Source organism: Flavobacterium paronense (genome assembly GCF_030409795.1).
GTDB classification, from domain to species: Bacteria; Bacteroidota; Bacteroidia; order Flavobacteriales; family Flavobacteriaceae; genus Flavobacterium; species Flavobacterium paronense.
The window spans coordinates 2,829,556-2,848,622 of sequence record NZ_JAUFQN010000019.1 but is presented as its reverse complement, the minus strand read 5'-3'; the positions used below and the strand labels follow the sequence as shown (position 1 = coordinate 2,848,622).

Annotated in this window: 19 protein-coding genes; 6 read left to right on the top strand and 13 right to left on the bottom strand. The window is 33.3% G+C overall.

Annotation, left to right across the window (positions count from 1 at the left end):
- Positions 1–11 precede the first annotated feature (11 nt).
- Positions 12–869: an ATP phosphoribosyltransferase gene (gene hisG / locus QWY90_RS13595; RefSeq protein ID WP_290286533.1), complete on the bottom strand. Its 858-nt coding sequence runs from the start codon at positions 867–869 to the stop codon at positions 12–14.
- Between the two features lie 247 nt (positions 870–1,116).
- Positions 1,117–2,256, bottom strand: coding sequence for a lycopene cyclase family protein (locus tag QWY90_RS13590; protein WP_290286531.1), 1,140 nt, complete (start codon positions 2,254–2,256; stop codon positions 1,117–1,119).
- Positions 2,257–2,339: 83 nt separating this feature from the next.
- Between QWY90_RS13590 and QWY90_RS13585 the strand changes: the two genes are divergently transcribed.
- Positions 2,340–4,211, top strand: a complete 1,872-nt coding sequence (locus QWY90_RS13585; protein ID WP_290286529.1) for an Nramp family divalent metal transporter — start codon at positions 2,340–2,342, stop codon at positions 4,209–4,211.
- Between the two features lie 2 nt (positions 4,212–4,213).
- Complete coding sequence (locus QWY90_RS13580) at positions 4,214–4,867, top strand: metal-dependent transcriptional regulator (protein WP_290286527.1); 654 nt, start codon at positions 4,214–4,216, stop codon at positions 4,865–4,867.
- On the opposite strand, the gene QWY90_RS17680 is transcribed toward QWY90_RS13580, so the two are convergent.
- The 4 genes from QWY90_RS17680 to QWY90_RS13560 form a co-directional block, all read right to left on the bottom strand.
- Positions 4,864–4,989, bottom strand: a complete 126-nt coding sequence (locus QWY90_RS17680; protein WP_290286526.1) for a FeoB-associated Cys-rich membrane protein — start codon at positions 4,987–4,989, stop codon at positions 4,864–4,866. The two genes, QWY90_RS13580 and QWY90_RS17680, sit on opposite strands and share 4 nt — an antisense overlap.
- Positions 4,989–7,091, bottom strand: a complete 2,103-nt coding sequence (feoB, locus tag QWY90_RS13570; protein WP_290286525.1) for a ferrous iron transport protein B — start codon at positions 7,089–7,091, stop codon at positions 4,989–4,991. Before feoB ends, QWY90_RS17680 begins: the two co-directional genes overlap by 1 nt.
- Before the next feature lie 5 nt (positions 7,092–7,096).
- Positions 7,097–7,333: a FeoA family protein gene (locus QWY90_RS13565; protein ID WP_290286523.1), complete on the bottom strand. Its 237-nt coding sequence runs from the start codon at positions 7,331–7,333 to the stop codon at positions 7,097–7,099.
- Positions 7,334–7,407: 74 nt separating this feature from the next.
- Positions 7,408–8,082, bottom strand: coding sequence for an SCO family protein (locus tag QWY90_RS13560; protein WP_290286521.1), 675 nt, complete (start codon positions 8,080–8,082; stop codon positions 7,408–7,410).
- 139 nt (positions 8,083–8,221) lie between these two features.
- Here QWY90_RS13560 and QWY90_RS13555 point away from each other — a divergent pair, with 139 nt between their 5' ends.
- Positions 8,222–10,276 (top strand): M13 family metallopeptidase, encoded by a 2,055-nt coding sequence (locus QWY90_RS13555; protein ID WP_290286519.1) that lies wholly within the window; start codon positions 8,222–8,224, stop codon positions 10,274–10,276.
- Between the two features lie 27 nt (positions 10,277–10,303).
- On the opposite strand, the gene QWY90_RS13550 is transcribed toward QWY90_RS13555, so the two are convergent.
- Genes QWY90_RS13550 through QWY90_RS13530 form a run of 5 tightly spaced genes read right to left on the bottom strand, consistent with a single transcriptional unit; the run spans position 10,304 to position 16,082 of the window.
- Positions 10,304–10,555 (bottom strand): CBU_0592 family membrane protein, encoded by a 252-nt coding sequence (locus QWY90_RS13550; RefSeq protein ID WP_290286518.1) that lies wholly within the window; start codon positions 10,553–10,555, stop codon positions 10,304–10,306.
- A gap of 4 nt (positions 10,556–10,559) precedes the next feature.
- Entirely contained in the window at positions 10,560–12,503 is a 1,944-nt protein-coding gene (locus tag QWY90_RS13545; RefSeq protein ID WP_290286517.1) for a S9 family peptidase, read from the bottom strand.
- A gap of 33 nt (positions 12,504–12,536) precedes the next feature.
- Positions 12,537–13,334: a Rossmann-fold NAD(P)-binding domain-containing protein gene (locus QWY90_RS13540; RefSeq protein ID WP_290286516.1), complete on the bottom strand. Its 798-nt coding sequence runs from the start codon at positions 13,332–13,334 to the stop codon at positions 12,537–12,539.
- Entirely contained in the window at positions 13,331–15,721 is a 2,391-nt protein-coding gene (locus QWY90_RS13535; protein ID WP_290286515.1) for a M20/M25/M40 family metallo-hydrolase, read from the bottom strand. The genes QWY90_RS13540 and QWY90_RS13535 overlap by 4 nt, the downstream gene beginning before the upstream one ends.
- A gap of 10 nt (positions 15,722–15,731) precedes the next feature.
- A complete protein-coding gene (locus QWY90_RS13530) occupies positions 15,732–16,082 on the bottom strand; it encodes a hypothetical protein (RefSeq protein WP_290286514.1) in 351 nt (116 codons plus the stop codon).
- A gap of 362 nt (positions 16,083–16,444) precedes the next feature.
- Here QWY90_RS13530 and QWY90_RS13525 point away from each other — a divergent pair, with 362 nt between their 5' ends.
- From QWY90_RS13525 to QWY90_RS13515, 3 genes are all read left to right on the top strand, one after another.
- Positions 16,445–16,777: a single-stranded DNA-binding protein gene (locus QWY90_RS13525; protein ID WP_290286513.1), complete on the top strand. Its 333-nt coding sequence runs from the start codon at positions 16,445–16,447 to the stop codon at positions 16,775–16,777.
- A 21-nt stretch (positions 16,778–16,798) separates the two neighbouring features.
- A complete protein-coding gene (locus QWY90_RS13520; RefSeq protein WP_290286512.1) occupies positions 16,799–17,239 on the top strand; it encodes an HRDC domain-containing protein in 441 nt (146 codons plus the stop codon).
- A gap of 202 nt (positions 17,240–17,441) precedes the next feature.
- Complete coding sequence (locus tag QWY90_RS13515) at positions 17,442–17,873, top strand: hypothetical protein (RefSeq protein ID WP_290286511.1); 432 nt, start codon at positions 17,442–17,444, stop codon at positions 17,871–17,873.
- 3 nt (positions 17,874–17,876) lie between these two features.
- On the opposite strand, the gene QWY90_RS13510 is transcribed toward QWY90_RS13515, so the two are convergent.
- Positions 17,877–18,563, bottom strand: a complete 687-nt coding sequence (locus QWY90_RS13510) for an HAD family hydrolase (RefSeq protein WP_290286509.1) — start codon at positions 18,561–18,563, stop codon at positions 17,877–17,879.
- A 14-nt stretch (positions 18,564–18,577) separates the two neighbouring features.
- Positions 18,578–19,060: a hypothetical protein gene (locus QWY90_RS13505; protein ID WP_290286508.1), complete on the bottom strand. Its 483-nt coding sequence runs from the start codon at positions 19,058–19,060 to the stop codon at positions 18,578–18,580.
- Positions 19,061–19,067 lie beyond the last annotated feature (7 nt).

The window sequence follows — 19,067 nt, the reverse complement described above, 5'->3', positions numbered from 1 at the left end:
ATTTCTATTTTTTATCGAATCATTTTTTCTATCGGAATAATTAAAATTCCTTCGGCTCCAAGATTTTTGAGTTGCTCTATTATTTCCCAATAATCGTCTTCATTGATAACCGAATGCAAACTGCTCCAATCTTTATTTACTAAGGGTAAAACAGTAGGTGATTTCATTCCGGGCAACAAGGAACAGATGTTTTCAATAGCTGAATTCGGAGCATTTAGTAAGATGTATTTGTATTGTTTTCCTTCTCGTACGGATTGCATTCTAAACAATAATTTATTTAGAATAGCTTGATTTTCTTGAGTCAGATTTGGGTTTGAAATTAAAACGGCTTCACTTTTAGTAACTGTTGCTACTTCTTTTAATCCGTTCATTAAAAGAGTACTTCCGGTGCTCACAATATCAAAAACAGCATCTGCCAAGCCAATACTTGTAGCAATTTCTACGCTACCACTAATTTCTTCTATGAAAACGGTGATGTTGTTTTTGGCAAAAAAATCGATTAGAATTTTAGGATAGCTGGTGGCGATTCGCCTTCCTTGAAAGTAATTTAAATCAGTATAGATTTCATCTTTTGGTATCGCCAACGACATGCGGCAACCGGCAAAACCCAATTGCTGAATAATTGTAACTTCTTTGTCTTTTTCCCAGACTTCGTTTTCGCCTAGAATTCCTATATCTGCAACACCTTGTTCTACATATTGTGGAATATCATCATCGCGCAGGAATAAAATTTCAATAGGGAAATTTTGTGCTATGGCTTTGAGTTTTCGTTCGCCATTAGAAATTTTGATGCCACATTCTTCCAGAAGTTGGAGTGATTTTTCACTCAATCGGCCACTTTTTTGAACCGCAATTTTTAAAGTATTCATTTTTTATTTTAGATAAAATCTGAATGTACTGCGATGGGCTGAAAAACAAAAAACCGTCTAAGTACACTCAGACGGTTTTTAATTATAAGTATATACAATACATCACTAACTCGCCTGTTTGCAAGAATGATGGTGATGTAATTGTGAAATAATTGTGTTCATTGTTTTATTTTCTTAGGACAAACTTAGACATAAGTTTTGATTACAATGTTACTTTTTACAAAGTTTAACATTTGTATAAGCAGATTTATTTAAACAATCTATTGATTAGTGCTCTCACAAAAAGTCCTTTTGGGCATTTCCAAATAACCTGTAAATCTTCCCAAAATGACGTTTCTTCATCAAGAAATTTGAAGATTAAAGTTGGTTTTCCACTTTTAAAAAGTGCCGAAAAGACTTTGGAACCTTTGTCATTTCTTCGATTTAAAACATCTAAAAACAACAAATCGTAAAACCAGAATTTATCATTTTTATGGAATTTTCTAAAGTCGGTTTCAGACAATAAAAATTGTACCAAAGCTTTTGATTTTTTGATAGTATTTTTAAAAGTATAACCTGTACTTGCTTTTGTCCAGCCACCGGCAGAACCGATATTGATAATGTTTTTTGAATTGTGTTTCCAGAATTTATAGGAAGTCATCGGAATGTTTCCTTGTTCTTTTTCGACTATTTCGTATTCTGTGATTCCGATTTTTTGGATGTAATTTTGGATTTCGGTTTCATATTCCTCTTTTGACAATAAATCTTTAGAGAATAAAGTATATTCAATTAAAGCTTCGGTTTCTGAAGAAGGTAGCAAATACATAAATCGGGTATTGCCTTTCTGCTCAACAGAAAAATCCATAAACGTGGCGCAATCCGGATTAAAAACAGCTTGGTTACTTTTGATAAACCATCCAATAAAATGCTGGTGCAAAAGCGGATATTTGGTTTGGTTTTTTACTGTTTCTTGATTAAGAATTGAATTAAAAACTTTGTTGCAGCTGAAACTTTCCGTATCGGTTTTCACTACACAATGATTCCCTAATTCTTGAAAATCGATAACATTTTGATTCACAAAATGTATGTTTGAATGAATGGAAATTGTATCGAAAACCATTTTGTAAAAATCTAAACCTTTTACCATTTTGTATTGGTAAGGTTTTAGAGTTAATTCTCTTTGAATATTATTATCAGCAAAAAGTGCTGTATTCCATTTTTCAGAAACGATACTTTCAAACAATTGATTTTCATCCCAAAAACACCAGGTTCTATCATTAGATTTTTTTAAATTTTCATCAATCAGCAAAATGGATTTGTCATCAAACTTTTCAGAAAACGCCATCTCGTAAACGGTCATCAAAGCCGATAATCCTGAACCTGTAAAAATGTAATGGTAATGCTTCATGTGTCAAAGATAACTAAAAACTAAAAAACAATTATTTTTAGCTTTATCTAAAAAAATAATTAGCTTTGTGTAAATACAATTTTATGAGCAAGTCATTAGAAGAAGTTAATCAGTCGGTTGCCACAGAAGGTAAAAAAACCGGGTTTAGAAAAATATTAGCATTTCTTGGGCCAGCCTATTTAATCAGTGTAGGTTATATGGATCCGGGAAATTGGGCAACTGATATTGCCGGCGGAAGTCAATTTGGCTATGCCTTGCTTTGGGTTTTATTGATGAGTAACATTATGGCGTTACTGTTGCAGAGTTTAAGCGCACGTTTAGGAATCGTTACCCAACGAGATTTAGCTCAGGCATCACGCGAAACTTATTCGCCTTTTATAAATTATATTCTTTATTTTTTAGCTGAAATCGCTATTGCTGCTTGTGATTTAGCCGAAGTTCTCGGAATGGCAATCGGTCTAAATTTACTCTTTGATATTTCCTTGATTCAAGGTGTGATGATTACCGTTTTGGATACTTTTTTATTACTCTTTTTAATTAATAAAGGGATACGAAAAATGGAAGCTTTTATCATTGCATTAGTAATGATTATTGGTGTTTCCTTTATCATTGAAATGATTTTTGCCCAACCGGAAATAAGTAAAGTTTTCACAGGATTAATTCCGTCGTTACCCAATGAAAATGCTTTATATATTGCCATAGGTATCATTGGTGCTACTGTTATGCCACATAATTTATACCTGCATTCCTCTTTGGTTCAAACGCGGAAATTTGACCGGAGCAATAAAGGAATTAAGCAAGCATTGAAATATAATTTTATAGATTCTACCATTGCTTTGAACTTGGCTTTTTTTGTAAATGCTGCGATTTTAATTTTGGGTGCAGCTGTATTTTACCAAAACGGAATGTTTACTGTTGCTGAAATTCAAGATGCACATAAGTTTTTAGAACCTTTATTGGGAACAAAATGGGCACCGATATTATTCGCAGTTGCCTTGATTGCAGCCGGACAAAGCTCGACAATTACTGGAACATTAGCTGGTCAGATTGTTATGGAAGGCTATCTTAATTTGAGAATTCAACCTTGGGTAAGGCGAATTATTACGCGATTGATTGCAATAGTTCCGGCGGTTATTGTCATCTCAATTTATGGCGAAAGCATAACTGGGAAAATGCTGATTTTAAGTCAGGTGATTTTGAGTTTGCAATTGGGATTTGCTATTATTCCTTTGATCCATTTTGTGAGTGATAAAACAAAAATGAAAGGATTTCATATTAGTAAAACTACACAAATAGCTTCATGGATTATTGCTGTCATAATTGTATCGTTGAACGCAAAATTAGTTTATAACGAAATTCAAGGTTGGTTAGAAACTTCAGAAAATCCTATTGTTTTATGGTTTACTGTAGTTCCGTTAGCTTTTGGTTTTTTGCTTTTACTTTTTTATATTATTTTCAAACCTTTTATAATTAATGCCAAGCATCAAATAAATGCACATTTACCTCATAATTTTGAATTGAATTTTTTCAAAGTGGAAACCTATAATAAGAAGAATATTGCCATTTCGGTTGATTTTTCGGATGCTGACAAAATTGCCATAAACAGTGCTTTTGAATTGGGGGGAAAAGAAGCGAATTATACTTTAATTCATGTTGTTGAAACTGTTGGTGCAATGCTATACGGTGGGAATATTGATGATCACGAAACTACAATTGACGAAAAATTATTATTTGAATATCAAGAACTTTTGACAAATAATGGTTTTAAAGTTGATGTCAAACTTGGATTTGGAAAACCAAATAACGCAATTCCAAGAATTGTTAAAGAAGGCAATTTTGATATTTTAGTAATGGGAACACATGGTCATACCGGATTTAAAGATATCATTTTTGGAACAACTGTAGATAAGTTGAGACACAAAATATCAATTCCTTTATTTATTGTAAAAAATTAATTATGACTTTTTCAGAAGAGAATTATTTAAAAACAATTTATCATATTACAGTTGCTTCCGGCGTTGAGGTAAGTACAAACGCAATTGCTGAAAAAATGGAAACCAAAGCGTCTTCAGTAACTGATATGCTGAAAAAATTGGCCGAAAAAGAGTTGATTATTTACAAAAAATACCAAGGTGTTTTACTGACAGAAAAAGGAAAACTTTCAGCCAAAATGATAGTTAGAAAACACCGTTTATGGGAAGTTTTTTTGGTAGATAAATTAAAGTTTTCCTGGGACGAAGTTCATGATATTGCCGAACAATTGGAACATATAAAATCGGAGAAATTAATTAATAGTTTAGACGATTTTTTGGGCAATCCAACCGAAGATCCTCATGGTGACCCAATTCCGGATGCGCATGGTAAAATCAATAAAGTTGAAAAATTAGTATTAGCAGAATTAGATGAAAAGCAATCCGCAATTTGTATTGGAGTAAAAGATTCGTCGACACAATTTTTGAAATACTTAGATAAAAATCAAATTACATTAGGTTCTAAAATTGTTGTTTTAGCGAAAGAAGAATTTGATTTGTCGTTGAGAATACAAGTGGAAGAAAAAGCAGTTACTGTTTCAAATATAATAGCTAATAATCTTTATGTAAAAATTATTTAGTGACAACCACAATCATCATCACCACAGTTTTTCTTTGATTTATTTTTTCCAAAAAACCTTCGAATTAAAAAAACCAGCGCGACAGCTACAGCAAGATAAACTAAGATTTGTTGTGTGTCCATTATTTTAAAAGTTGATAAGCAATTAGCGCCGTTATATAAGCAAATCCACTCATAAAAGACAATTGGATTAGTGGCCATTTCCAGGAATTGGTTTCCTTTTTGGTTATTGCAAGCGTACTGGCACATTGCATGGCAAAAGCATAAAAAAGCAATAAAGAAACACCAGTGGCAAAGTTGAATATTTTGGTTCCGTCAGCATGAACATCGGCTTGCATTTTATTTTTTATAGTGCTGTCATCATTATTATTCCCAACACTGTAAATAGTTGCTAATGTTCCGACAAAAACTTCACGAGCTGCAAATGAGGTCACTACTGCAATCCCAATTTTCCAATCGTAACCCAAAGGTCTTATGACAGGTTCAATAGATTTACCGATTTTCCCAATATAAGAGTTCTCTAATTTATACGTGCTAACTTCATTTTCAAGCTGATTCTTTCCGAGAGTTTTTCCTTCAGATTTTGCATTTTCAATAACAGTTTTTTCTGCATTTTTAAAATCTTTTTCCGGACCATGCGACCCCAAAAACCATAGGATTATTGAAATGGCTAGAATGATTTTCCCCGCTCCGAAAACAAAAGATTTTGTTTTTTCGATTACGTTTATCGCCACATTTTTAAAAAGAGGCAATTTGTAATTAGGCATTTCAACTACAAAATAGGACTTGGTAGTCACCTTTAAAATTTTGTTTAAAATAAAAGCAGAAAAAATTGCCATGCCAAAACCTAAAAGATATAATATCATCAAAGTGCCACCTTGCAAACTAAAAAGTCCAAATAAACGTTTGTTTGGAATTATTAAAGAAATCAGTATAGCATAAACCGGTAATCGCGCAGAGCAAGTTATAAAAGGTGTAACCAAAATTGTAATTAACCTTTCTTTCCAGTTTTCAATATTTCTGGCACTCATTATTGCCGGAATCGCACAAGCTGTTCCCGAAATTAAAGGGACTACACTTTTGCCGGAAAGTCCGTAACGGCGCATGATTTTATCCATTAAAAAGACAACCCTACTCATATAACCACTTTCTTCAAGCACCGAAATAAACATAAATAGAAACGCAATTTGTGGAATAAAAATTACAATTCCACCAATACCGGGAATGATTCCTTCACTAATTAAATTAGTAAATTCTCCCGACGGAAGGTGCTTTTTAGCAAAATTCGCCAAATCAGCAAAAGTGGTGTCGATAAAATCCATAGGATAACTCGACCAATCAAAAATAGATTGAAAAATCAAAAGTAAAATGCCAAAGAAAATAGCGTAACCAAAAATTTTATGCGTTAATACTTTGTCTAATTTGGAGCGTAAATCTGTGGCGTTAGTGGTGTCGATTGTTTGTCCAACTTTCAAAGTATCATTGATGAATTGGTATCGTTTTATGGTTTCTTTTTGCTGCAAACGTTTTAAATCGGAGTGCGACTTTGTGAATGAGTTTCGGATTTCGTTTCGTTCTAAATTTAAAAAATTCACATCTTGTGTAATTACTAACCAAAGTTTGTATAACAACTGATTTGGGAATGCTTTCCGGAGTTTATCGAAATACTCTTCATCAATACTTGACGCATTCAAACAAGGTTCTGTTGACAATGATTTATAATCGACGATTTGATTTTTCAGTTCATCAATTCCATATCCTTTTCGAGTGCTAACCAAAACAACTTTGGTTTTTAATTGCTCTTCAAGATGAGAAATATTGAGCGAAATTCCCTTTGGTTTCATTCTATCTGCCATATTAATGACAAGAATGGTTGGAATTTCTAAATCTTTTATTTGCGTAAAAAGTAAAAGGTTCCGTTTTAAATTTTCAACATCGGTAATAACAACGGCAACATCAGGAAAGAGTTTGTCGTTTTTATTGAGTAGCAATTCGATGACAACATTCTCATCAATTGAACTTGCATTTAGGCTATACGTTCCCGGTAAATCAAGAATATTAGCTTTGATTGTATTGGTTAATTTACAAAAACCCAATTTTTTTTCAACTGTTATTCCGGGATAATTTCCAACCTGTTGCTTTAATCCTGTCAATTGGTTGAACACCGAAGTTTTTCCGGTATTTGGATTTCCAATTAAGGCAACATTGATGTTTTGGATGCTCATTTTACTTATTTCTCCTGGATTTCAACTTCAATTTCATGAGCAGTTTCTTTACGGATAGCCAAATGAGAGCCATTATTTACATTCAAATAAATTGGATCTCCGAGCGGAGCAATTTGGATAATCTCTAAAGTATTGTTTGGGAAACAACCCATTTCCAGTAACTTTAGCGGAATCTTGTCCAAATCAACATAAGTGATTGTGGCGATGTCTCCAATTTTTAATAAATCGACTGTGGTTCTCAATGCTTATTTAGATTGAATTAAGATTGTAAAAGTAAGCATAAAAGGAGAATATTAAATGATAAATATCAGTTTAACTACTTTTTATCATTTTCACAAAGCCAATTGATATCGTCAATCAGACGAATAATTTCTTCTTTTTTAGTACCATCATAAAATCCGCGAACTCTTTTTTGAGCATCAACCAAAACAAAATTTTCGGTGTGAACCATATCATACAATTCATTTGGTTTGCCCAATTTTACTGCCAGATAGGATTTTCGGGCCATGCTGTAGATGTCTTTTTTATCGCCGGTAACCAAGTTCCATTTGGTGTCAATAACGCCTTTTTCGAGTGCATATTTTTTCAAAACAGGAACACTGTCAATTTCGGGAGTTACGGTGTGCGAGAGCAGCATCACTTTTGGATTATTTAAAATTGCTTTTTGAACATCAACCATATTGGTAGTCATAATCGGGCAGATAGATTGACAGGTCGTGAAGAAAAAATCGGCTACATAAATTTTACCCTCGTAATCTTTTTGAGTAATGACTTTCCCGTTTTGATTTATAAATGAGAAGTTGCCAATTTTATGTTCTCTGGCAATATATTGAACAGTTGAATCCACTAATTCCGGATTAACATCAGCCGGATTATACATTGGAAGTGTTTTATCTGGTTTCAAAACATTGTAAAACAACGAAATGGTTATGACAGAAAAAACCGCAAACGTTCCAATAAAAATCCTGTATTTCTTTATGATATCGAGCATTATTTTTTTTGCAAAAATACAAAAGCAACTCATTCTTTGTAACATATCCAAAACAATTAAGACTTATTTTTTGTTAAAAAAAAGTTTCTTTCATTAGAAAGAATAAATTTGTACCAATAAAAAATAAACCAAGTTATTTATGAAGTTCACTATTCTTTCAAAGACATTGTTGACAGCAGCTGTATTTACAAGTGCTTTTCAAATCAATGCACAGCAAAAAACACCCGGAATTAATTTGTCTTTGATGGACAAAACGATAAGTCCAAAAAACGACTTTTTTAAGTTTGTAAACGGAACATGGTTAAAGAACACTGAAATTCCAGCCGATAAAACGCGTTGGGGAAGTTTTGATGAATTGCGTCAAAACACAGATAAAGACGCATTGGTAATCTTAAAAGAAGCTGCTAAAAATCCAAAATATGGTTCAAATACCGATCAAGGTAAAGCCATCAATATGTATAAAGCTGCTATGGATACTGTGACAAGAAACAAACACGGAATTGATCCTATTCGTCCATATTTAGCAAAAATTGATGCGATTAAAAATATTTCCGATTTGCAAAAATTGATGATGCAAGAAGAAGCAAAAGGTGGTGGTGTTGGTTTCTTTGGTGTTGGAATAGGAGCAGATGACAAAAACAGTAACAGAAATGTGGTTAGTCTTGGACCAGGAGGATTAGGGTTGCCTGACAGAGATTATTATGTTTCAGAAGATAAAGATTCTAAAGAAAAAAGAGAAAAATATGTTCTTCACGTAGCAAGAATGTTGCAGTTTTTAGGGGAAAATCCAGAACAAGCGAAAGCAAATGCAGCTAAAATATTAGCATTAGAAACGGCAATGTCAAGCCCAAGATTAGACAGAGTTGAAAGAAGAGATGCCAGAAAACAATACAATCCAACAGCAATTACTGATTTACAAAAAACGGTTCCGGCTATAGATTGGAATACTTATTTAGCTGAAGTTGGATTTAAAAAATTAGATACTATTATCGTAAGTCAGCCTCGTTATATGGCTGCATTGCAAAACATTTTTACAGATAATAAAGTACAAGATTGGAAAGAATACATGCGTTGGATGTTGTTAAGAGGTTCTGCATCAACATTATCAACTGATATTGAAACAGCCAACTGGGAATTTTACGGAAAAACATTAACTGGTGCTTTGAAACAAAGACCACGTCATGAAAAAGCGCTTCAAGTAGTTAACGGAACCGTTGGAGAAGCTTTAGGAAAATTGTATGTTGAACAAAAGTTCCCGGCAGAAGCAAAAGGGAAGGCTGCTCGAATGATTAAAAACGTAATTCGTGCCTATGAAAATAGAATCAACAATTTAACCTGGATGTCTGCAGAAACAAAAACAAAAGCCATCCAAAAATTAAACAGTTTAACTATCAAAATAGGTTATCCTGACCAATGGAAAGACTATTCCGCTTTAACAGTAAAAAGTCCGGATGATGGCGGAAGTTTTTTTGAAAACGGAAGAAATGTAGCGGAATGGAATTGGAAAAAAGATTTAGAAAAACAAGGAAAACCAGTTGATAAAACAGAATGGGGAATGTCACCACAAACGGTTAATGCTTACTACAATCCATCGTATAACGAGATTGTTTTCCCGGCAGCGATTTTGCAACCTCCGTTTTACAATTATCAAGCGGATGAAGCCGTAAATTATGGCGGAATCGGAGCCGTTATTGGTCACGAAATTTCACATGGTTTTGACGATGAAGGTTCAAGATATAATGCTGAAGGAAATCTTGTAGATTGGTGGACAGAAAATGATTTAACGCAATTCACTGCATTAGGGACAGCATTAGCAGATCAATATTCGGCTTTAGAACCTTTGCCTGGAACTCATGTTGACGGTAAATTTACTTTAGGTGAAAACATTGGAGATTTAGGTGGAATTAATGCTGCTTATGATGGTCTTCAGTTGTACTTAAAAGAAAATGGTAATCCGGGATTGATTGATGGATATACACCAGAGCAACGTTTATTTATTTCCTGGGCAACTATCTGGAGAAGTAAAATGCGTGATGAAGCTTTGAAGAATCAAGTGAAAACTGATCCGCATTCACCGGGAATGTACAGAGCATACATACCTTTGTTAAATTTAGATACTTTCTATAATGCGTTTAATATAAAAGAAGGTGATGGAATGTATGTTGAGCCAAACAAACGAGTAAAAATTTGGTAATGAAATTCAAATTATAAATAAAAAGCCTCAAGATACTACTTGAGGTTTTTTTATGTTTTTAAGTAGTCCAATAACGCTGACTAACGCCCATGTCCCCTCGAGAATTACAAATGGGAAATAATGGATTAAATAAGAAGTAAAGCACGCAATACTCGCTCCAATTATATTCATCATGTAAAATAAAACGCCGTCTTTTTTTATCCAAGAAAAGATATTTAAAAAATAGGCCAGAAGGATTATTCCAACACCTATTGTTCCGATGATGTCATTTGTATTCATCAAATTAGTTTAGCAAATAGTTTTCCATAAATCGAATAACAGCCAAACGCTGAAAATCTACATTTGGTTTTTTCTTAAATCCGTGTCCTTCATCTTTTGCTTCGAGATACCAAACCGTATTTCCTTGTGCTCTTAACTTATCACGCATTTGAAGCGCTTCTGTTAGTGGCACTCTCGGATCGTTTGTTCCTTGTACAATAAACATCGGTTTTTTAATTTTATCAGTATTGTTCAAAGGGGCAATTTTATCGAGAAAAGCATACATCTTTGGATCTCTCTCATCTCCATATTCTACTCTTCTCAAATCTCTGCGGTATTCTTCTGTGTTTTTTAAAAAAGTATTGAAATTTGAAATCCCTACAATATCAACAGAACATCTAATTCTGTCAGCAAAATGGAATGCTGTAGCCAAAGTCATATAGCCACCATAACTTCCACCCATAATCATAACTCTGTCTTTATCTAATTCGGGTTGTAAGCCAATCCAGTCCAAAAGAGCGCCAATATCTTTTACCGAATCTTCTCTTAAAAACCCATTGTCTTTTGCAATATAAGTTTTTCCAAAACCAGATGAACCTCTAACATTTGGGAATATAATGGCGATGCCCATTTCATTAGTATAATAATTATTTGCTCCTAAAAAAGAGGCGTTTGATTGGCTTTCCGGGCCGCCATGAATCATAATTAAAACAGGTCGTTTTCCAGTAAATTTTGAAGAAGCTGGGTAATAAAATCCTGAAATATTTAATTTGTCAAAACTTTTCCACTCGATATAATTAGGTTTTGACATGTCTTCTTTTTTCATTTCGCCCAATTCACTCTCTGTCCAACGAACAATTTCGTTTGAAGGTAAAATAAGCTGATATACATCAGAAGCAGAATCTGCAGTTGATTGTGTGAAAAACAAAGAGTTTCCATTTTTTGAAAATCCAAGACTACTAATTAATCCAATCGGAATGCTTTTTACTTCGCTAAATTGTTTGGTTGCGGAATCCATCAAATACAGTTTGTTTAAACCGCCTTCATTGGTTACAAATACTAATTTGGATTTGTCTTCTGTCATAACATATTGTGTAACGTCCCATGGAATATCAGTTGTATGATAAGTGATTTTTTTGGTCAGTAAATCCATAGTTGCTAATCGTTGAAACTCATTGTCTCTATCGGTAACAAACCATATTTCATTTGGGTTTGACGAAAATTTAGCCTTTGACTGAACTATGCTTTTGTCTGTTCTATTAGTAACTTCAGTTAATTGAGAAGTTTCAATGTCCAACATCCAAAGATGGGATTCGTTAGCCGATATTCCTTCTTCAATTAATAGCTTTTTCTCGTCAGATGAAATATCTCCAATTCCCCATCCACCGCCTTTAACTTGTAAAATCAGTTTTGTGCTTTTTGGATCATTTGGATTCATATAATAAATATCACGATCACCACCGTTTCTTTTAGTTGAAGCGAAGAAAAAACCAGAACCATCTTTTTTCCAAATCAGATTTCCATTTTGAGATCTTCCACCATCAGTTAGTAAAGTGGATTGCAATGTTTGTAGATTCATACTGTAAAGCTGACCAAATTCATTTCCGCCAACATCCTTAGAATAAATTAAACTCTCGCCTTTTGTTGGTTCATAATAGCCATTACTCATGGGCTCGTCAAAAAAAGTGATTTGCTTTCTGGCGCCTAAAGGTTTTGAAACTAAATGAAATTGCGGAGTAGTTCCAAATCGCGTTGCAATTATAATTTCTTCTTTTAAAGGATTGATTGCGACAAAAGAAGCACCACGAGTTTCGGTATATTTCTTTACCTTATTAGCTAATTCTTTTGAGATTTCTGGAATATTTTCAGTGATTAGATTTTCATTTGGTACAATTACATCTTTTTTTTGTTGACCAAAAGCAATTGTTGATGTAGATAATAATAATAAAAAGAACTGTTTCAAATGCATGATTTTTAGTTTTAAGTATCTCAAAGATAAATTTTAAAGAGTGCCAAATTTATATTTCAAAACATTTTCGACCTTATCGGATAGAATTGTCTTTCCAATCGAAATTTTAGCGTTTACAAATTCAGGTAATGGCAAATTGAATTCTAAAGCTTTTTGAGTGTAATATTTTTTTCTTGAAGGATGTAGTGGTGTGACCGCATTGAAAGTTTCGCCAAAACAATTTTGTTCGATTATTGTTTGAATGATTCCTATGCAATCCGATTGATGAATTAGATTTATTGGAGCTTCCGGATTTTCGATATTTTTTCTTCCGGCCAAAAAATGTATGGGATGTCGGTCTTCGCCAATTAATCCGCCAAAACGAATTACAGTAGTCTTGAAATTTGGATTACTTTGTAATAGATTTTCACTAGCCAATAATTGCTTGCCGCTTTCCGTTTCTGGATTTGGTTTTGTTGCTTCGGTAACAACAGAATTGTTATCAGAATATACAGAAGTTGAACTTATAAAAATAACTTTTTCAATCTTTGCTTTTTCGATAAACGGAATAAGATTCTGAATCTTTTTGACAAAGTTTTCGCTTGAAACGCTACGCAGTTTTGGTGGAATATCAATAATCAGTATTTCTGAATTTGAAAGAAAAAAATCGATTTCTCCTTTGATTTCATCTTCTGATAATTCAATTTGAAAAGCTTGAATTCCATTACCTTCCAACACAGAAATTTTTTCTAAAGAAGTCGTTGAACCTTTTATGGGAAACCCGTTTTTCAACAATGATTTTGCCAAAAGCAATCCTAACCAACCGCAACCTAAAACAGAGATTTGCTTCATCGTTTTAAACTATCAATTGCAACCGTCAAACTATCTCTTTTAGTAGTTTGATATCTTCTGAAAGCTGGTTTTTCTTCAACAACTTTTGGCGAAGGTTTTATCTTCTGTTTGATAATCACAGCATCGTTTAAAACAAAAGGTGTTGGAATCATTCCGGGTTTTCTTGGAGTCATTTTTAGCAACCGATTTGCCAGTAAATCAAAAGAACTTTCCATTAAGTCTAAGTCCAGTTTTTGTGTGTTTGAAGTTGAGAATTCCAATACTAAAGGAAGATTATCAACAACATAATACGTTACTAATTTGCCAGAAGTTTTAGAAGCTATATTACTTTTAAAGTCTATAGATTTTACTCCATTGGCTTTTAAATTGTTGATTTGGATAGTTTTATTTATAAATATATCGTAACGGTTTACGGCTCGGTTTGACGTAATTTTTATTTTATACAAATGTTGATTTCCTTTGATTGTATCGCGAAGAAATTCTATTGTTGGTTTCGGAATTTTTGCTAGAGCCGCATCTGCCATAAAAGTAAATTGCGAACCATATTTGCTATACAATTTATCCGAATTTAAAATGGTTGCAGTTTTCGGATTTTTACCTAAGTAGTTTTTTGTCCATTCGTCAAGGTTAATGTCATAAGTTGCCCAATTCGCTTTGTTTGAATCGGCATCTAAAATATAGACCAAACTATTTGGTTTTGCTTTTTCAGTCGTGTAAACCGAACTTTGATGCGCTTTGATAAAGAATCCAATCGAAACCAAAATAAAAAAGATAGCCCAAATTCCTTTTTTGACATAAGAACCCCAAATGGGTAATAATAAAGTAAAAGTCAAAACGGTTAGAATAGTACTTCCAAACAAGATTTTCAATCCCAAACCAATTGGAAACATATAAATAAACGGCACTAAAAGAATCAGTGTCGGAATAGCCAAAAGACAATTCAATATCCAACTTGATTTTTGTGTAAGCACATAAAAACCTAACATTAACGAAGTGGCAATAACAGGAATAATTAGAAATCCTGCACCTTGTAATTTAAAGGCAATGCCGAGATTGATAAGCAGCCAAACAAATAATGGTGCTACCAGCTGGCTCATTTCCGGATTTCGTTTGCCGTCATTATGATAAAACAAAAAGCAAATTGCTAATGTCAAACTCACAAAAGCATAAATATAATCGTGACCATTATAGGTAAATCCGTGAAGAATGTCGTTGTATTGCGGATAAAAATTTAGTAGTAATTTCCATCCCACATAAGTCACTAATCCTGCCGTAACAAGTGATCCTAAAAGCGGAACAAAACCTTTGATGATTTCATCCAAACGCAACGCACGTTTACCCAAACCGACAAAAACAAATAAGAATAACAATCCAAAAGCTACAATTAACATTGGAAAAATCCATCCAAAAGGATAACTCAAAAAACTAAAAGGAACATTGAAATAGACTTTATTATTGGTTGAATTAAAATCGGTCAAATCGGCATTCGAAAAATAATTCAGCAAGGGGAACAAGTAACTTCCTTGGTGCGCTAACGTTTTCGGTTCAAGATTTTCATATTTGTCCTGAGCGGTATGATAGTTAAAATGGCTGTCGATAAAGGCAAAATTGAAACCTTGAATTTTTCCTTGTTCCCTAAAAACGGTCAAATCGGTGTCGTTGGGCAACATTTTATAAATGCTATACATCAATGAATTCGACACAGGATAACATACGTTTCCGGCTTTGAAAGCATCAACCATTTTGGCATTGCCATCATTGGTTTCCATCAACATATAACTTGGCCCAGAGCTTCCCCGAGCTTCAAAATTCAACACCAAACCAACTTCTTTAGCTAATTTATGTTGTGTTACAAAAAGCGCAGCTCCATTTAAACCCAATTCTTCTGCATCGGTAAACAGAATAATAATGTCGTTTTTATGTGGTGTTTTATTATGTAAAAAAGCCCGAATACTTTCCAAAATTGTGGCAACGCCCGAAGCATCATCGCTAGCGCCTTTGGAGAATGAATGCGGAGCGGAATCATAGTGAGAAAGTAATAGTAACGATTTGGTGTTTTTAGAACCTTTTATTATAGTCACAATGTTTTTCGATTTGACCAAAGTTCCTTTTTCAGTCATGGTAAAACCTTCCTGAATTGATGTTTGTAAACCTAAATCTTGTACTTCTTTTTGAAGATAATCAGCTACAACTTCGTGGTTTTTAGAACCAACAAAATGAGGTTTACTCGAAATTTCTTTTACGGTTGCCAATGCTCTTTTAGTAGAAAACTCCGTAAGTGGAGCTTCACTCTCGTCATAACTTTGCGGCATCATAAAGAAAAAGACACCAAATAAAATTGTTATGAGTAATAGTAGGGAATAAATAGGGGTATTGTTTTTTCTCATTAAGTTAAAATTAATGTTCTTTTTTTACTAACATATAAAAATCGTTATCCAAAAAGCGATAACCCTGGTCGTACACAAAATAATACGTATTACCAGTTCCAGTATTTAGTATGTTGGTAAAAAAATCAAAGTCAAAACCTTTGCTAAGCAGCTTGGATTTGGTGGTTTTTGATTTCCCTTCCAGATTGAGGTTTGACAAAATTCGGTAATTTTTGCGTAACTTGTTGTTGATGTTCCGCATATAATTTGTGCTGTCTTTGTTTATTTTATTGTTGAAGGCATTTCGACAACCATCGCTGCAGAACTTTTTGTCCTCGCGACCTACAATTTTTTCGCCACATTCTAAACAAACTTTGCTCATACTATTAGTGATTACTAGGAATGAAATAACCTCATTCCTGGTTATTGTTATTATTTTTAGGAGCGAATGGCTCGGGCATTTTTGGTTTCCGTGTTCCTGCTTTTCGTTTTACTTCGTGCCACTACAATCAGGGCTAAATAGGGCTTGCCTTTTGTATTTGTCAGCCTTTTCTCAATCAAATATAATAAAATATTTCCGTTTACAAACGTTTACAAACAATTACAACCGAAAGTAAATGTTTAGTAACCGAATATTTTTTGAAAGTCGCTACAACTTTGCCTCGTCGGAAATGAGAAACTGAAAACTTATAACCGATAATTGAAAAACAAAAAAATAACAATAACATTTAAATTTTAAACGCCATGAATGCAATGAAAAACAAAGTACAATTAATCGGAAACGTAGGACAAGATCCAGAAATTAAAACGTTTGACGGAGGGAAAAAAGTAGCCAACATCACTATCGCTACAAATGAGCATTACACTAATGACAAAGGTGAAAAAGTAGAAGATACCCAATGGCATAGAGTATCTGCCTGGGGAAAAGTAGCTGACATCATCGAAAAGTATGTGACCAAAGGCAAAGAAATCGCCATAGAAGGGAAACTAACCCACAGAAGTTATGACGATAAAGATGGTAATAAACGCTACATCACTGAAGTGGTTGCCAATGATATTCTTTTATTGGGGAAATAGTAATAGGGAAAACCTGAAACGATGAATATCAAAATTTTTAACATCAGATTGAACAAAGAACATTGTCAAAATGATCAGATAAAAATGAATGAGTTTTTAGATACGGTTGAGGTAAAACTAACATCTACAAATTTTGTTACAACCGGAACTTTAGACTTTTGGTCTGCAGTAGTTTTTTTCGAACCAAAAACTATTAAAAGAGAAACATCTGAAAGTAAATTTTCTGAAACAGATTTATTGCCTGATGAGTTAAAAGCATATAAAGCATTAAAAAGTTGGAGAAATGATTTAGCTGAAAAGTTAGATTGGTCAGCTTTCAGAATTTGTCATAATTCTCATTTAATTGCAATTGTCAAGAGCAACCCTCAAACTTTAGATGATTTAGAGCATGTTTATGGTTTCGGCAAGGCAAGAGTAGAAAAATATGGAGATGATATTATGTCAGTTTTGAATGCTTTATAAGTCAAAATAATATTTAACAAAAGCGGCAAAAGTTAAAAACTTGCCGCTTTTTATTTATGATAATCGTAATATTTTAACGTAAAAAACATAAAGTTGTGAACACGCAAACGTTTTCGGTGGCAATGTAATATTAATGAAGTAATGTTTATTCAACAATTTAATTACATTTAAAATGTCATAAAAGTCAAAACAAACCAAAACCATGAACAAATTAAAATTTTCAATTATTTTAATTGCAGTCGTTTGCACTGTTAATTTTGGTTTTTCGCAAGTTGGAATCAACACCACATCACCTTTAAGTACCCTAGATATTAACGGTAACTTGTCAGTAAAAACCATAACATTAGTAGGCAGCGGTTCTCCAACTCTAATTAGTGATGGCGTTTATATTTCAGTTAATCCACAAGTAACAAATCAAGAGTTTAAATTACCCAATCCAGTGACTTTTCCCGGAAGGATATATGTTATAAGAAATATTAATAACACCGTTACCGCAAAACTTACTACAGTTGGAAGTAGCTTGTTGTTTCCAAAAAACTCTACTACTGGGAGTACTGAGATTTATATGTATGAAGGGGTTTTACGTACTGTAATAGTCATTAGTGATGGCTTAAACTGGACGTATATTAATTAAGAATCAGAGCAAAATTTCTAAAACATCCGATATCTTTTCTAGCGTTCTAAAATTAGGATGATTTACTTTATGACTAATTTTTTCATGTTCCCATGTAGTATGAAACGGAATGTGAACAGCATAACCACCAATTGATAAAACCGGTAAAACATCCGATTTTAATGAATTTCCAATCATAAAAAACTCATTTGGTTCAATCTCCAATCGCTTTAAAAGTTTCTCATAATTCACTTCCTGTTTATCGGCCATCACTTCAATATGATGAAAATAAGGGCCAAGTCCAGAGTCGTGTAGTTTTCTTTGTTGGTCTTTCAAATCACCTTTGGTTGCCACAATCAATTTGTATTTTCCCTGAAGTGCTTTTAGCGTTTCTTCTACACCATCCAAAAGTTCGATAGGTCTTTGTAATAACTCTTTTCCAAATACAATTATTTTCTCAATAGCTTCTACCGATAAAGTATTGTTAGAAATTTTCATAGCTGCTTCAATCATTGAAAGTGTATAGCCTTTTATGCCATAACCGTACAAATTCAGATTGTCTACTTCTGTTTTAAAAAGTTCTTGTGACAAGCTTTGTTTGGATAAATAATCACTCATCAGAGCACAGAATTTTTGCTCAGTTTCCTGAAAATAGGGTTCATTGATAAACAAAGTATCATCAGCGTCGAAGGCAATTACTTTTAGATTCATAACTTATTTATTTTTTAATCAATACTAAAGAAAATCAACGCAATAAAAGCACATAACAAATGAACTGTCGAAATAGAAATTATGCTCCAAGCAATTTTATCAGATTTTGTTTTGCAGAAAGTTCCTATTTTGGAGTCAGCTGTGAAGTTTCTACTTCTCAACCAAGCATTAACATCTATTAAACCTTCCAAGTAACCAAAAATAAATGTTGAGGTCAATACAAATCCTTTTTGGTTGAATGAATTGTGCATCGAGAAGGCTATAAAAATAATCAGCCAAACTTTAAAAATAATTCGAAAACAGATTTTAATAAAATCGAGAGTAGCTTCTTTTACAAATGCATTTAACACCAAATAAAATAAAATTACACTGGTGAAAATAGTGTGTATTTCCCAAAGTATTTCTGAAACTACAGGATGAGTATTGAAAATAAGTTGCCAAATGACTAACGCCAATAACCAAGAAATGACTGTAAGAAGGGTTAGTTTTTTAGGCATAACTTTT

Bases quoted from the DNA above. Each gene is read 5' to 3' on its own strand.
- feoB (WP_290286525.1), bottom strand. From the start codon at position 7,091: ATGAGCATCCAAAACATCAATGTTGCCTTAATTGGAAATCCAAATACC.
- QWY90_RS13535 (WP_290286515.1), bottom strand. From the start codon at position 15,721: ATGAGAAAAAACAATACCCCTATTTATTCCCTACTATTACTCATAACA.
- QWY90_RS13510 (WP_290286509.1), bottom strand. From the start codon at position 18,563: ATGAATCTAAAAGTAATTGCCTTCGACGCTGATGATACTTTGTTTATC.
- QWY90_RS13540 (WP_290286516.1), bottom strand. From the start codon at position 13,334: ATGAAGCAAATCTCTGTTTTAGGTTGCGGTTGGTTAGGATTGCTTTTG.
- QWY90_RS13505 (WP_290286508.1), bottom strand. From the start codon at position 19,060: ATGCCTAAAAAACTAACCCTTCTTACAGTCATTTCTTGGTTATTGGCG.
- QWY90_RS13545 (WP_290286517.1), bottom strand. From the start codon at position 12,503: ATGCATTTGAAACAGTTCTTTTTATTATTATTATCTACATCAACAATT.
- QWY90_RS13515 (WP_290286511.1), top strand. From the start codon at position 17,442: ATGAACAAATTAAAATTTTCAATTATTTTAATTGCAGTCGTTTGCACT.
- QWY90_RS13580 (WP_290286527.1), top strand. From the start codon at position 4,214: ATGACTTTTTCAGAAGAGAATTATTTAAAAACAATTTATCATATTACA.
- QWY90_RS17680 (WP_290286526.1), bottom strand. From the start codon at position 4,989: ATGGACACACAACAAATCTTAGTTTATCTTGCTGTAGCTGTCGCGCTG.
- QWY90_RS13550 (WP_290286518.1), bottom strand. From the start codon at position 10,555: ATGAATACAAATGACATCATCGGAACAATAGGTGTTGGAATAATCCTT.
- QWY90_RS13555 (WP_290286519.1), top strand. From the start codon at position 8,222: ATGAAGTTCACTATTCTTTCAAAGACATTGTTGACAGCAGCTGTATTT.
- QWY90_RS13585 (WP_290286529.1), top strand. From the start codon at position 2,340: ATGAGCAAGTCATTAGAAGAAGTTAATCAGTCGGTTGCCACAGAAGGT.
- hisG (WP_290286533.1), bottom strand. From the start codon at position 869: ATGAATACTTTAAAAATTGCGGTTCAAAAAAGTGGCCGATTGAGTGAA.
- QWY90_RS13560 (WP_290286521.1), bottom strand. From the start codon at position 8,082: ATGCTCGATATCATAAAGAAATACAGGATTTTTATTGGAACGTTTGCG.
- QWY90_RS13530 (WP_290286514.1), bottom strand. From the start codon at position 16,082: ATGAGCAAAGTTTGTTTAGAATGTGGCGAAAAAATTGTAGGTCGCGAG.
- QWY90_RS13590 (WP_290286531.1), bottom strand. From the start codon at position 2,256: ATGAAGCATTACCATTACATTTTTACAGGTTCAGGATTATCGGCTTTG.
- QWY90_RS13525 (WP_290286513.1), top strand. From the start codon at position 16,445: ATGAATGCAATGAAAAACAAAGTACAATTAATCGGAAACGTAGGACAA.
- QWY90_RS13520 (WP_290286512.1), top strand. From the start codon at position 16,799: ATGAATATCAAAATTTTTAACATCAGATTGAACAAAGAACATTGTCAA.